We start from the raw sequence: 14342 nt of genomic DNA on the forward strand, positions 1-14342 counted from the left end.
AATAAAACAAGTCATTCCAAGTCTATAATTAAAGATTGTACCATGTACATTCATAAATAGAATCGACATACGATGAAACGAATATTATTGGGAATATTAGGCGTATGCGCATGCCATGCCTACGCACAAACATTCAAGGAGTGGCAAGACCCGGAAACCAATGCCGTCAACCGTGTCCCCATGCACGCCGATTTTTTTGCCTACGAAAGTACGGAACTGGCGGCAAAAGGAATGAAAGAACTTTCCGAGAACTTCATGAGCCTGAACGGGAACTGGAAATTCAACTGGGTGGAACATGCGGACGCACGTCCGGAAGGCTTCTGGAAAACGGGGTTCAACGACAAGGGTTGGGTAGATTTCCCGGTTCCGGGCGTGTGGGAACTGAACGGTTATGATGTCCCGGTGTATGCGGGAATAGATTTCGGTTGGAAAGGCTATGAAGGACGCACGTTCAAGAAGCCGCCCCATGTCCCGGTGGAAAACAACCACGTAGGTTCCTACCGCCGTGAAGTGGTGATTCCTTCAGACTGGAAAGGAAAAGACATCATCGCCCATTTCGGTGCCGTGTCTTCCAACATGTACCTATGGGTCAACGGAAAGTTTGTGGGTTACAGCGAGGACAGCAAGATGGCAGCGGAATTCGACCTGACCCCTTACCTGAAACCGGGGCAAAAGAACCTGATAGCCTTCCAAGTGTTCCGTTGGTGCGACGGCAGCTACTTGGAGGACCAGGATTTCTTCCGTTACAGCGGCGTATCACGCGACTGTTACCTCTACGTGCGCCACACCAAGCGGATAGAAGACCTTCGGGTCACTCCCGGCTTGGACGACCGGTACCAGGACGGGACATTGGATGTCCGTCTGGACGTGAAAGGCAAAGCCCATGTTGCGCTTGAATTGCTTGATGCCAACGGGGAAACCGTTTGCACGGAAGAGGTCGGGGGAACAGGAAACCGGTCTGTGACCATGCCGGTGAAGAACCCGCATAAATGGACGGCAGAGACTCCTTACCTTTACACCCTCAGGGTCACACTGAAGGACGGCAGCACCATCCGTGAAGTCATACCCGTAAAAGTGGGATTCCGGAAAATCGAAATCAAGGACAGCCAGCTTTTGGTGAACGGGCAGCCCGTGCTCATCAAAGGAGTAAACCGTCATGAGATGGATCCCGACGGAGGTTCGTATGTTACCCGCGAGAGGATGCTCCAAGACATACAACTCATGAAGAAATTCAATGTCAATGCCGTGCGGACTTGCCACTATCCGGACGACCCCTATTGGTATGAGCTGTGCGACCGTTACGGCCTTTATCTTGTGGCCGAAGCCAATTTGGAGAGCCACGGCATGGGATTCAAGGAAACCACGTTGGCCAAAGAACCGAGCTACAAGAAAGCACATCTGGAACGCAACCAACGCAACGTGCAGTGCAATTTCAACCATCCGAGTATCATCCTGTGGTCGTTGGGTAACGAGTGCGGCAACGGTTCGAACTTCGAGGCCTGTTACGATTGGGTCAAACAAGAAGACCCCAGTCGCTTCGTCCACTTTGAACAGGCTTACGACACCGGTTCCACCACCGATGTCTACTGCCCGATGTATCCCACTTATTCCCGTTGCATCAAATATTGCGAGGACGAGAGCAAACAGAAACCTTTCATCATGTGCGAATATGCCCATGCCATGGGCAACGCTTTGGGCGACTTCAACATCTATTGGAACCTGATCCGGAAATATCCCAAGTTCCAAGGCGGTTTCATTTGGGACTGGGTGGACCAGTCGCCCAGATGGACAGGTCGCAACGGGGAAATGATATACGGTTACGACGGGGATTTCGATGATTATAAGACGAAAGATGACAACTACATGGACAACGGCCTGTTCGGCCCCGACCGTGTGCCGAACCCGCATAGCCATGAAGTGAGGTACTTCTACCAGAACATCTGGACCACGCCCGGAGATTTGTCGAAAGGCGAAATCAAGATATACAACGAGAATTTCTTCCGCGACCTTTCGGCATACGTCATGGAGTGGGACGTGCTGAAAAACGGGAAAGTCGTGCGCAGCGGAACGGTGGAACGGATAGATTGCCAACCGCAACAAACCGTCACGATGAACTTGGACTGGGGAAAAACTGACGGGGAAGGCGAATGGTTGCTCAACGTGAGATACCTGCAACGGGACAGGGAAGGAATTCTTCCGGCACGCCACGTGGTGGCCAAGGCACAAATTGAACTCCGGCCTTATCAGGCACTGGACATGGTGTTGAAGAACGAAAGCCTGCGTTACATTCCGGATGCCGTCCCACAAGTCAACGACCGTAATCTTGCCCATCTGATTATCACGGGAGAGGACTTCCGGATACGTTTCAACAAGATGACCGGATACATGGAACGTTATGCTGTAGACGGGACAGAGTTCATCCGGAAAGGCGATGCGCTGACCCCGAACTTCTGGCGCGCCCCGACCGACAATGACTACGGTGCCAAACTGCAACAAAAATACGCGGCTTGGAAAAATCCCGACCTGCATCTCACGTCTTTAAAACACGAAACGAAAGACGGACAGGTTGTCGTGTCGGCAGAATACGACATGAGAAACGTGTCGGCCAAACTTTACCTGACCTATACCATCAACAACCGAGGAGCCGTAAGGGTCAACCAAAAGATGGTGGCCGACAAGGGAAAAAAGGTTTCGGAGATGTTCCGCTTCGGCATGCAGTTAGTCATGCCCAAGGATTTTGAATACGTGTCTTACTACGGTCGCGGGCCGGTGGAGAATTACAGCAACCGCAACCACAGTACGGACCTTGGCATTTATCACCAGACCGTAGACGAGCAGTTCTATCCCTACATCCGTCCGCAAGAGACTGGCACGAAAACAGACATCCGTTGGTGGAAAGTCCTCGACGTGAAAGGCACGGGGTTGCAGTTCGTGGCCGATGCTCCGTTCTCGGCTTCCTCCCTGCACTACACCATCGAATCGTTGGACGAAGGGCCGGTGAAGAAACAAGGCCATTCGCAGGAAGTGGAAAAGGCAGACCTGACCAACGTGCTGATAGACAAGGTGCAGATGGGATTGGCTTGTATCGACAGTTGGAGTGCCATGCCCGAACCGGAATTCCGCCTGCCGTATGGAGATTATGATTTCACTTTCATCATGACTCCTGTTACCCACAGCTATCCTTTATATTAAGAAGAAAAATATCATAATGTGCAGTCAACATGAATTTTAATAATATTTATTTAAGTATTGCTTTTGTCAATCTTTTTGTTGTCCCTACGTGGGCGGCACAACCGGACTCCGTGTATGTTTTTCCGTATCCTACGGTGAACGACAACGGGCGGCGCGGCATGCAACTTGTATGGAGCACGGATCGCGAGCAATGGCACGACGTGGCCGAAGGCATGGTGTTCCTGAAATGCGACTTCGGTCCTTGGAAACATGTGTACCGCCCGCAGTTGGTACAGGATCGGACGGACGGGCGGTGGCATTGCTTCTGGGATTTGACCCCGGACGGCAGCGCGATGGGCAGTTCTTCTTCAACAGACTTGATACGGTGGAAACCTCAAGAGTTTTTCATGGCAGACGAGAAATCGCGCCATGAGGTGAAAAACGCACGTATGCCGGTGGCAGACACCGTGCAAGTGGGCGACAAGACTATCGCGGGATTTGCACTGAAGGTGCCGTACGGCATAGTGGAAGGATTGGAACGGCATGGCGTATATCGTTCTGCCCTCAACGCCCAACGCGGGGAACGTGCAGAACATGACGCGGCCCGGTTTGCCGGACTGCAAACGGTTAGTGCGCGGATTACCGTGGACGAAGGCCGGGCAAAGCCCATCAGTGAGGACTTGATTGGTGTGTTCTTTGAAGACTTGAATTATGCAGCCGACGGCGGACTGTATGCCGAACTGGTGCAGAACCGGGATTTCGAGTACTCCGAAACCGATGGTAACAAGGACAAGAGCTGGAACAGCCGCTACGCATGGAGCGTGGAAGGCAAGGGCATGACATTTGACGTGTCCACGGAACAGCCCGTTCATCCCAACAATCCCCATTACGCCGTGCTCGACGTGGCGCAGCCCGGCGGCAGCTTCACAAATACGGGATTCGACGGCATTGCGGTGAAGGAAGGCGAGAAGTACGACTTTTCGCTTTTTACCTGTACACCTGACGGCAAGGGAGGCGGAAAGTCCGTGGTACGTCTGGTCGACCCACAGGGAAAGACCGTGGCCGAGACCACCGTCAAGTTGTCCTCCAAAACCTGGAAAAAACGGGAAGCCGTGCTGAAAGCCACGGCCACCGTCGCTCAGGCCCGGCTCGTCATCATCCCGCAGTCTGCCGGACGGTATGCCCTCGACATGATTTCATTGTTCCCGCAAAAGACGTTCAAGGGACGGAAGAACGGGTTGCGTGCCGACCTGGCTCAGGCCATTGCCGACATCCGTCCGCGCTTCGTCCGCTTCCCCGGTGGATGCTTGGCCCATGGGGACGGGGTGGACAACATCTATCATTGGAAAGAAACCATCGGCCCGTTGGAAGCCCGCAAGCCTGCGGCCAACATCTGGCGCTACCACCAGACGCGCGGTTTGGGCTACTTCGAGTATTTCCAGTTCTGCGAGGACATCGGTGCCGAACCGTTACCGGTCGTGGCGGCAGGCGTGCCCTGCCAGAACTCAGGCATCGGAGGGCCGAGCCATCATTCCAAGGACATTGTGACGAGCCTTGGACAGCAGGGCGGTATCCCGATGGAAGAGATGGGGCAATATGTGCAGGACGTGTTGGACTTGATAGAATACGCCAACGGCGATGTCAAGACCACACGATGGGGACGCGAACGGGCCAAGGCCGGACATCCCGAACCGTTCAACCTGAAATATATAGGTTTGGGCAACGAAGACCTCATCAGCCGCGTGTTTACGGAACGGTTTACGATGATTTATGAGGCCATCCGGGAGAAATATCCCGAAATCACGGTCATCGGTACGACGGGACCTTTCAGCGAAGGCACGGACTATGAGGAAGGATGGGCCTTGGCCGACCGCTTGAAGTTGCCCATGGTGGACGAGCATAATTACAACACGCCGGGATGGTTCATTTACAACCAAGATTACTACGACCACTACGACCGCAACAAGTCCAAGGTCTATCTGGGAGAGTATGCGGCCCATGCCCCGGGACGGCCGAGCAATATCGAAACGGCCTTGGCGGCTGCCTTGTTCCTGACTTCGGTGGAGCGCAACGGCGATGTGGTGAGCATGACATCATACGCTCCGCTCTTGGCCAAGGAGGGGCATACGCAGTGGAGGCCGGACTTGATTTACTTCAACAACACGGAAGTGAAACCCACTGTGGACTACTACGTGCAAAAGATGTACGGGCAGAACGCCGGAAGCGAATACCTGCCCTCCACGCTGACGGTGGACAACCGGAGGCATGATGTGCGCAGCCGCGTGGGCGTTTCCGTGGTGAAAGACGGCGAAAGCGGTGACCTTGTCGTGAAATTGGTGAACCTGCTTCCGGTGGCGGTCAAGGCGGATGTGGAAATCCCGTCGTTGGCAGGTCGGCAAGCCGAGGGGCAGCGGACAGTCCTTGCGGGCCGTCCGTCCGATACGGATGCCGTACCGGTGGAAAGCGCAATGGAAATAGGGGAGAAGTTCCCCTACGAAATGCCGGCCTATTCCTTCACGGTTATCAGGATAAAACGTTGACTTTTGTCAATCTGTCACTTCCACCCTCACGAGAATAGCGTATTTGCTCTTAGGCTCTAAGCCGGAAACAAATACGCTATTCTCGTGAGGATGGAATTTTAATATTTTGTAAGCATAGACTTGTTTTCACATTCTTTTTGTCCGGCTACAAGGAATGAAGTACGGAAGAAAACAGTTGGCCTGTTAGCCGGACGCGAATCTCCGGAACATTCTGATTCCGTTTTTGCGAGACGTATTTTCTTCAGTTAGCGTCTGAAGAACCCCTCAAAGGGCATTTTCCAACCGTTTTCAGCCTCCGGATTCCCCTTTTGGAAGAGTATGGATGCACAATATGCTGAGAATGAAAAATCGCTTTCAGCCGAACGATTTACCGTTCGGCTGAGAAAAAAGCACGAATATGCAGGATTTATGCCATAATATTGTATTTATACCGTATAAATATGCGGAAAAAAGACCTGAAAAGTCCTTTTTCCCTTCTTCTTGAAATAGGAGGATTCCGGAAAAACTGTCTTTTTGATAGCTTAAAGTCCTCTAAAACGTACAAATGTAAGTTTCTCCATACGCTTCACCCATATCTGAAGTATTCCTTTCGCAACTGCGCCTTAATATCCTTGCGCGCCAACAAGATATGCTGTTCCACCGTACGCTTGGAGACAGACAATTCACGGGCTATCTCGGAAAGGGTGAGGTTTTCAAAAAAAGACAGGCAATACACCTTACGCCGCTTTTCCGGCAGGGCAAACACCAAACGGTCGAACATCAGTTTCAATTCCTTGAAAGAGACTTTTTCCTCCGTCGTGTCTTGCAGGGACTCTTGCGTGTAAAGCAGTTCGCCATACACGTCATCTTCCTTGCGGTATCTTCGCTGTCGGTCGGTTATCAGGTTACGTGCCGTCTTGTACGTCAAAGTCAGTACGGCCTCAGGATGTATGAAGTCCTTGTGGCTCCATAATCTTTCAAACACATCCTGCACCAAGTCTTCCGCCTCGTCGGGGCGGTCGATGCGGGATGCGATATAATGCTTCAAAGCCTCCTTTTGCCGTACGTAACACGCGGCCAGTCCTTTTTCGTCGTTTTTTGCTTCCATGGCACATCGTTTGATTTCTACCACAAAAGTAGCCTAACGGCAGGCGAGGGGATGGGATGATTTCATCCGATTGTTACGTCATTTTACGCCTTTCCTTCTTTTTCCCTGAACTGTGTCGGTGTCATGCCGAACTCTTCCTTGAAATGCAGGTTGAAATACTTGATGGTGTTGAATCCCGTGAGGTCGGCTATCTCATTCACGCTGCATCCGGTGGTCTTCAACAGTTGGGCTGCCCGTTTCAATCGGACGGAGCGGATGAACTGCAAGGGGGTCATGCCTACGATAGACTGTACCTTGCGGTTCAACTGGGTCTTGCTCATCCCCACGTCCAAGCTCAGGTCGCCTATGGAATATTCCGGATTGCTGATGTTCTTCTTGACGGACTCCAATGCCTTTTCCATCAGCTTCTCGTCTACCGGAGTCGTGGTGATGGCCTCGAAAGACACGTCGATGGACTTGCGGAACATCTTTTGCCGCCGTTCTTTCTGCTCGATGAGTTGGCGGATGCGCACTTGCAGCATTTCCCAGTTGAACGGTTTCGAGATATAAGAATCCGCCCCTGCTTCGTATCCCCCGATGCGCGAATCATCGGAGCTGCGGGCCGTAAGCAGGATGAACGGGATATGTGAGGTCTGTATGTCGCCTTTCAGCCTGCGGCACAGTTCCATGCCGTCCATGCGGGGCATCATCAGGTCGGACACAATCAAGTCCGGCAACTCCGTCCGTGCCGCCTGTTCGCCCTCCACGCCGTCTCGCGCTTCCACCACACAAAAGTCCTTTTGCAGTTGCTCCACCAGGAAATGACGGAATTCGTCGTGGTCCTCCACCACCAGAATCTTCTTCCTTCCCGTCTCCGTGGGCGGCATGTCGTGGATTTCGCTCTCTTCGTCCCGGCATTCCGTCTTTTCTTCTGCCGCAGGTGCCGTCCCTCCGCCATGCAGGTCGGTCGGGATATACAGGGTGAAGGCCGTGCCTTCTCCCGTCCGGCTTTCCACCGTGACCTTTCCTTCATGCAGTTTGGCGTACTCGCGCACCAGATGGAGACCTATGCCGCTGCCTTGCCCGGCCGGTTGTCCCTCCGTGGCTGTCTGATAGAAACGGTCGAAAACGAAGGGCAAATCCTTTTCCGCAATGCCGCATCCGGTGTCTTCCACCCTGACCGCCGCATACGGCCGTCCGTCTTCCGATACCTTCTCCAGCGTGACCCGTACCTGTCCGTGCGCGGAGGTGAATTTGAAGGCATTGGAAAGCAGGTTGTTGAGCATCTTATACATCTTGTCGGAATCGTAATTCATGAAAAGACGTTCCACCTTAGGCTCGAAGGAAAGTTCTATCTCACGGCTTGCCGCCAAGTCGGTGAACTGCCTGACAGCTTCTTCCAAGAAAAAGACCATGTCGTTCATCTTCAACCTGAGACGCTCGCCCTTCATTTCCAATTTACGGAAATCGAGCAACTGGTTTACCAGATTGAGCAGGCGGCGCGCATTATTGTAAATAGGTTCCAACTTCTTTTTCAGCTCCGGTTCGCCCGTATCGTGGATGAGTGCCCCCAAAGGCGTAAGAATCAGGGTGAGGGGAGTGCGGAACTCATGGCTGATGTTCGTGAAGAAGCGGAACTTCATCTGGTCAAGCTCTTCGCGCTGTTTCCGTTCGTTGGCTTCTTGAGCCATCCGGATTTTGAGCTGTGCCCGCCTCCGGAACCTTCTCCACGACCAGACCATCAAGCCGGCAGCCAGCACGACGTACACCGCGATGGCCCATGCCGTCGCCCAGAACGGGGGCGCAATGACGATGGTGATTTCGGCCGGTGTCTTCCCCCAAATCTTGTCTCCGTTGGCGGTATAGGCCACGAATTTGTACTCACCGGGCTGCAATCCGGTATAGGTGGCGCGTCCGCTCCCGTTGGCCACCACTTCGTTCCACTCTTTGTCGTAGTTCATCAGTTTATACTTATAGTAAGTGTGCGAAGGGTTGACGTAATTCAGACCTGAAAATTCTATCATAATGAAGTTTTCGTCGTGACGGAGCCGGACTTCTGAAGTTTGGTCTGCGGTCTGTGTCAGAATCACATGCCCGTTGTACGTTTCGTTCACTTTCAACGGGTGGTTGAACAGATAGAAACGGGTGAAGACGGGATGGTTGTCGCTCCGGTCGTACCGGATTTCCGAAGGATTGAAATAATTGAATCCGTGCGCTCCACCGAAAAACAAGAGGCCTGAGCGGGTCTTCAAAGCCGCATTCTCATAGAACTTGCCGCCTTGCAACCCATCGGTTTCCCCATAACTCACCACGGAAAACCCTTTGCCGCTACGGTCATCACGGGATGCGATTTTGCAAAGCCCGTTCAACGTGGATGCCCATACCGTCCCTTCGTTGTCCTCCAACAAAGCCGTGACGGCATTGTTGGGCAGTCCGTCGGATTCGGTCAGCACCATGGCCTCCTTGCGGCGAGGGTCAAACACTAAAATGCCGTCTTCCGTCCCGAACCATTCCACGCCGTGGCGGTCTTTCAGCATGCAGAAATATTTGGTGTCGGCATACCGCTGTTCTTTCAGAAAGTCCGGAATCCACACGCTGTCTTTCTGCGTGTCATAATAGTAGATGCCGCTGTTGCCCAAAGCGGCGAACGTATGGCCGTCCACCGGGTAGAAGGCATGAACCACGGCGTATGAACGGAGTTCGGGATGGCGGTCGTGCAACATATAGGTAATCTTCCCCGTGACCGGATCGAAACGTCCGACCCCGCCGGTCACACTGGCCCAATAACGCCCTTCGCTGTCTTCGTACAAAGCACGGGATATGTTCTGGTTAGGGTCTTGTTCCCAATTCACCGTAGAACGGAGAAGGTTGCGAACCTGTCCGTCCTCGATGCAATAAAAACCGTGAAGGAAAGTGCCCACCCATATACGTCCGCCCTTGTCCTTAAAGACGGAAAGGCAAATGTCATTCGGTTCGGCCTTGAACATTTGCTCCATTTCACCGGTGGACGGACGGAAACGGAAGAGTCCGAAGGCACCTCCGACAAGTATATTCCCGTCGCCATCCTCCAAAAAGCATCGGACACTCTCGTTGGTAACGGACGAATACCGCTTCACCGTGTGGCCGAGAGAGAACTTCTGCATGCTGGGATGGTAATAACACAAACCCTGAAAGAGGGTGCCCACCCATATTCCCCCGTTTCGGTCGGAAAATACCGTATAAATATCGTTCTCCAGTGTTCCACCGTCGGTCAGTTCCAGTGCAGGAAGTGTGGTCACCTCGAACGTCCGGGCATCGATGATGCGGAGGCCGGATTTTGACGTGCCGACCCATACATTGCCCTCCCGGTCCAAATCCATGCACGTGAAGAAGTTGGAAAGCCCGCTGATGCCGCACGCCTCCTTCCAGGTACGTTCCATACGGTTGTAGAAAAACAGCCCGTTATTATACATCAGCCAGATGTTTCCTTGGGTATCCGGATGCAAGTATATGCGGTCGGTAAGCAGGTTGATGACATGCAGGAAACGTGTCTCTTGCGATACAAACTCGGCCGAAGAGTAGTCCCAACAGCGAATCAGCCCGCTTTCATATACAATCCAACAAAGGTTCTTGTATTGCACCATTTCCACCGGAACGCCGTATTGCCGGGTAAACTTGCTACCACCATCCTCTATGGTGCGCAAACGCCCCTGTTCCACGTCGTAGAAAGAGACGGTATTGTCTTCGGTCACGAACCAATAATTCTTATAATCGTCTATGAAAAGGTTCTTCAGCCGTCGGTCTATTCCCATGGACGCCAACACTTCGGTAACGGAATAATCATATTGCCCGCTCTTCATGTCGAGCAAAAGCAGGTAGCCCAACTCTTTGAGCCACATCCGTCCTTCGCGGTCGTAATACTCTTTGGGCGGACGGTCGTATGCCCAAGTGTATTTGCGCTGCTTGTCGTAGGGGAATCGATCGAACGTGGCACCGTTGTAAATGTTCAGGATGAAACCGGTCTTGATGGCGATACAACCTTCTTCCGTCATCGTCAGGCTGCGGATCTGTCCGTCCGAAAGTCCGTCCGAAGCATCGATAAGGCGGAATTTGTATTGACGGTCTTGTGCGTAGAGGCACGAGGCAAAAAACAGGAACAGTGTCGGAACGATGAACCATAAGGCTTGGAAATTGACTTTTAGTTTTACGGTATCCATGGTTTTTCTTTCAAATAACGAATGATGATTAGACAAAGATAGGCAATCGGCATCATTTGACGTAGGATATTTTGGTTCAAAATATAGGTCGTTTTGTTGCATCGTACTGAATCAGCCGTCTTTTTCGGACATTTTCCCATACGCCGTGGCTGAAAATCAGCCTTCAGTAGCATTTGGTTCAGAACGACGTAAAAGATGCTTTTTTTCATCCGCCCCCGTACGGTATTTACCTGCTAACTTTGCCGCTGTCCATCAAAAACATTTACCATGAAGAAAAGATACTTGATAGTCGTGACGCTGTGCAGTTCGTTATGGCTGAATGCACAAAACTTCATCCATCCCGGCATGTTGCATACGCAGGCCGACCTGGACCGGACAAAAGCCAAGGTAGAAGCCGGCGAGGAGCCTTGGGCTTCCGCTTACAGGAAACTGCAGACCAGCCCGCATGTCAATTTGGACTGGAAGGCTGCTCCGGTCGAGAAAATCGTACGCGGAGGCCGGACGATTTGGGAACCCGACCCGGACAATTACCAGTTGGCTTACCGGGATGCCGCCACAGCTTACCAATGTGCGTTGGTCTGGCACATATCCGGCAATAAGGCGTATGCGGACAAGTCCGTCCAAATCCTTAATGCTTGGGCCAAGACCTGCAAGAAGGTGAGCGGAGACACGAATGCCTGTCTGGCATACGGGCTGTATGGCTACCAGTTTGCCAACGCTGCCGAACTGATGCGAGACTATCCGGGATGGGACGACACGGACTTCGGACGATTCAAAGAATGGATGCTGAAAGTGTGGTACCACGGGGTAATCGGTTTCCTGCAAGGACGCAACGGGACACAAGACGACCATTATTGGTCGAATTGGGGCTTGTGCAACGTGCTGTGTGCGATGAGCATCGGTATCTTGTGCGACGATGTCTTCATCTACAACCAAGCTACGGAGTATTATAAGTATATGGAAGACCACCGTTATGGCGAATCGCTGCATCATTTGGTCTGGAAACTTCATCCGGACGAACGCGGCCCTTTCGGCTATTTCGGGCAGATGCAGGAATCCAACCGCGACCAAGGGCATGCCGCCATGGCGCTTGCGTTGGCCGCAGACCTTTGCGGCACGGGGCGAAACCAAGGCGATGACTTTTATGCCCTGAAGGACGACCGTATCGTATGTGGGTTTGAATACGTCAACGCCTATAATTCCGGAGTGGACGACTTGCCGAACAGTCCTTATACGAATTGCGACGGGACTTTCATGAGAATGGGAGACGGAGGACGGGGAACCAACCGTCCGGCTCAAGCCCGTATCGTGAATTACTATGAAAACATACGGGGCATAGAGGTGCCTTACTCCAGAAAGATGCTCGAAATGAACGAAAACGGTATAGACGCAGGAGGCGGATTCGGCGGAGGGAACAGCGGCGGATACGACCATTTGGGTTTCAGTACCCTGATGTGTACGCTCGACCCGTTGGAGGACAAGACTAAAGTCCCCACGGTCCTGAGTGGAAAAATCGCGTATGAAGGCCGTGAAATCAACCGGCCTGACGTGAACTGTATTCCCAAAGGGGCGACCGTGACCCTGACGGCCCTATTGCCGGACGGAGAAACGGATACCGGCAAATGGGCATGGGACGATGAGCCGTCATGCACTTCGGCCACACGTGACATCGTGCTGGACACTTCGCGTACCTTCCGTGTGCATTACACCAACGAAAAAGGCGTGAGCAACACGCAGTTGTTCGCCCTTCATGTGGAAGGGGAGGGATGGACCGGTAACTTTACTCCTTATTATAAAATGAACGGCACGACGGGAACAGACACGTTGATTTACGTGAGGAAATATGATGAACAGACATTTGGGATGGAGTATATCGATACGCCCGTGCGTGAATGGAAGTGGGAAAAAAGTACCAATGGGCAGAATTGGAATGCACTGAGCCACAACGAAAATCTGATGACGCTGCCGAGCGTTTCATCGAATGCTTATTACCGGGTAACAATGACCAATCAGGCCGGTGCCCGATTACAACAAACGTTCCGCGTGGAGGTGTCGGAAATAGACCCGTTCATTGCGTATGGCGACGATAAAAACTATAGCGGGACGACCTTGGCCGTGCCACGCCACACAGCCGTGTCTTTGTACGCCTCGCCGAACTCCCTGCTCGCCCAGTCTGCCAACTCCACGCGCATTTACAAGTGGATACTCGACAAAGACACCATACAAGCCGACACATTGACTTTCCACCTGAACGATTTGGGCGGAAAAGTGGCCGACCTGAACGATACCTTGTGTGTCGGAGTGTTGGACACCTGCATGGAATACACGTTGATGTTCCACCGCGTTTCACAAACAGGCTCGAAAACCGAAACCGTTTTGCATTTCAACCTGCCTGTATATGAGATCAATACGCTCGAACCGCAAGTAAAAGACAGTTTTTATATTAAAGACCCGCAAACCGGGCGGTACTTGAGGAATACGGATGCCACGTTCACCGGTCTGGACGAAACCGACGACCGCTCTTTTTTGTGGAGGATACGTCCCATGCCGCTTTATGGCGACCGTTACATGTTTGTCAGCCAAACGGATAACAATAAACATTTGTCTGACGAAGGGACACTGACTACAAAGAACGATTATTCCAAACATTCCTTCAATCTCTTCCGCAAATATTCGGATGAAGACCTGTACGCCATCGGTCTTTCTTCTTCCGCAGGCTCAGGTTTTCTCGAAACCGATGCCGGCAATCCGGCTTTAAGCGTAACGACGAGAAGCGTGTTTTCAGAATTTCCTTTCGCCATCATCCGAAAAGTACAACCGGACGACCCTGATGGCATCAAAGACCGTCGGAACGAAACAGAGTATACCATAAATCCCATCGTCAGCTATTCCTGCCACGGACAGGAGTTGTACCTGAAGAGCAAAGAAGCCGGGATATTACGTATCTATTCGTTATCCGGTGTGCTTCTGCAAACGGAGACCTGCGGAATGGGGGACAATCATATACGTCTCACCTCTCGGAACAAAGGGATATGTATCGGATTATACGCTACTTCTACGGGCAAACGCCAGTCCATTAAAATTACAAGAAATAGCGTCATATAGAAAAATTGTTCATAAGTTGTCCGCATCAAACTGATACGGTAGGTATGAGTTTTTCCCCTAAGGTAGAGATTGTTTTCAGATAATAATGACAAAAAACGACCGATTCCCTTATGAACATATATAAAGAAAGAGACCTGCGCAATGGATGCGCAGGTCTCTTTCTTTATGTATTGCAATCAAACGGATTCGAATCATTCTTCAATGGCCGCCTGCGCCACGGCTTCAACTCTATGAGTATCAGCGGCTTATAACACTTTTGTCAGT

The 14342-nt window shown here is 52.0% G+C and carries 5 protein-coding genes; 3 read left to right on the plus strand and 2 right to left on the minus strand.

The window, feature by feature from the left end; translation table 11 throughout:
* Positions 1-72: 72 nt before the first annotated feature.
* On the plus strand, positions 73-3192 hold the full coding sequence (locus tag AC5RDV_RS09110) for a glycoside hydrolase family 2 TIM barrel-domain containing protein (protein WP_282748232.1): 3120 nt from the start codon (positions 73-75) through the stop codon (positions 3190-3192).
* 29 nt (positions 3193-3221) lie between these two features.
* Entirely contained in the window at positions 3222-5711 is a 2490-nt protein-coding gene (locus tag AC5RDV_RS09115) for an alpha-L-arabinofuranosidase family protein (RefSeq protein ID WP_130892895.1), read from the plus strand.
* A gap of 565 nt (positions 5712-6276) precedes the next feature.
* Here the strand turns inward: AC5RDV_RS09115 and AC5RDV_RS09120 are convergent.
* A complete protein-coding gene (locus tag AC5RDV_RS09120; protein ID WP_130892896.1) occupies positions 6277-6798 on the minus strand; it encodes a sigma-70 family RNA polymerase sigma factor in 522 nt (173 codons plus the stop codon).
* 83 nt (positions 6799-6881) lie between these two features.
* Complete coding sequence (locus AC5RDV_RS09125; RefSeq protein ID WP_282748231.1) at positions 6882-10973, minus strand: hybrid sensor histidine kinase/response regulator transcription factor; 4092 nt, start codon at positions 10971-10973, stop codon at positions 6882-6884.
* 267 nt (positions 10974-11240) lie between these two features.
* Here AC5RDV_RS09125 and AC5RDV_RS09130 point away from each other — a divergent pair, with 267 nt between their 5' ends.
* Positions 11241-14078, plus strand: coding sequence for an alginate lyase family protein (locus AC5RDV_RS09130; RefSeq protein ID WP_130892897.1), 2838 nt, complete (start codon positions 11241-11243; stop codon positions 14076-14078).
* Positions 14079-14342 lie beyond the last annotated feature (264 nt).

The sequence above is a fragment of the Paraprevotella sp. genome (assembly GCF_986071375.1).

Bases quoted from the DNA above. Each gene is read 5' to 3' on its own strand.
- AC5RDV_RS09125 (WP_282748231.1), bottom strand. From the start codon at position 10,973: ATGGATACCGTAAAACTAAAAGTCAATTTCCAAGCCTTATGGTTCATC.
- AC5RDV_RS09120 (WP_130892896.1), bottom strand. From the start codon at position 6,798: ATGGAAGCAAAAAACGACGAAAAAGGACTGGCCGCGTGTTACGTACGG.
- AC5RDV_RS09110 (WP_282748232.1), top strand. From the start codon at position 73: ATGAAACGAATATTATTGGGAATATTAGGCGTATGCGCATGCCATGCC.
- AC5RDV_RS09115 (WP_130892895.1), top strand. From the start codon at position 3,222: ATGAATTTTAATAATATTTATTTAAGTATTGCTTTTGTCAATCTTTTT.
- AC5RDV_RS09130 (WP_130892897.1), top strand. From the start codon at position 11,241: ATGAAGAAAAGATACTTGATAGTCGTGACGCTGTGCAGTTCGTTATGG.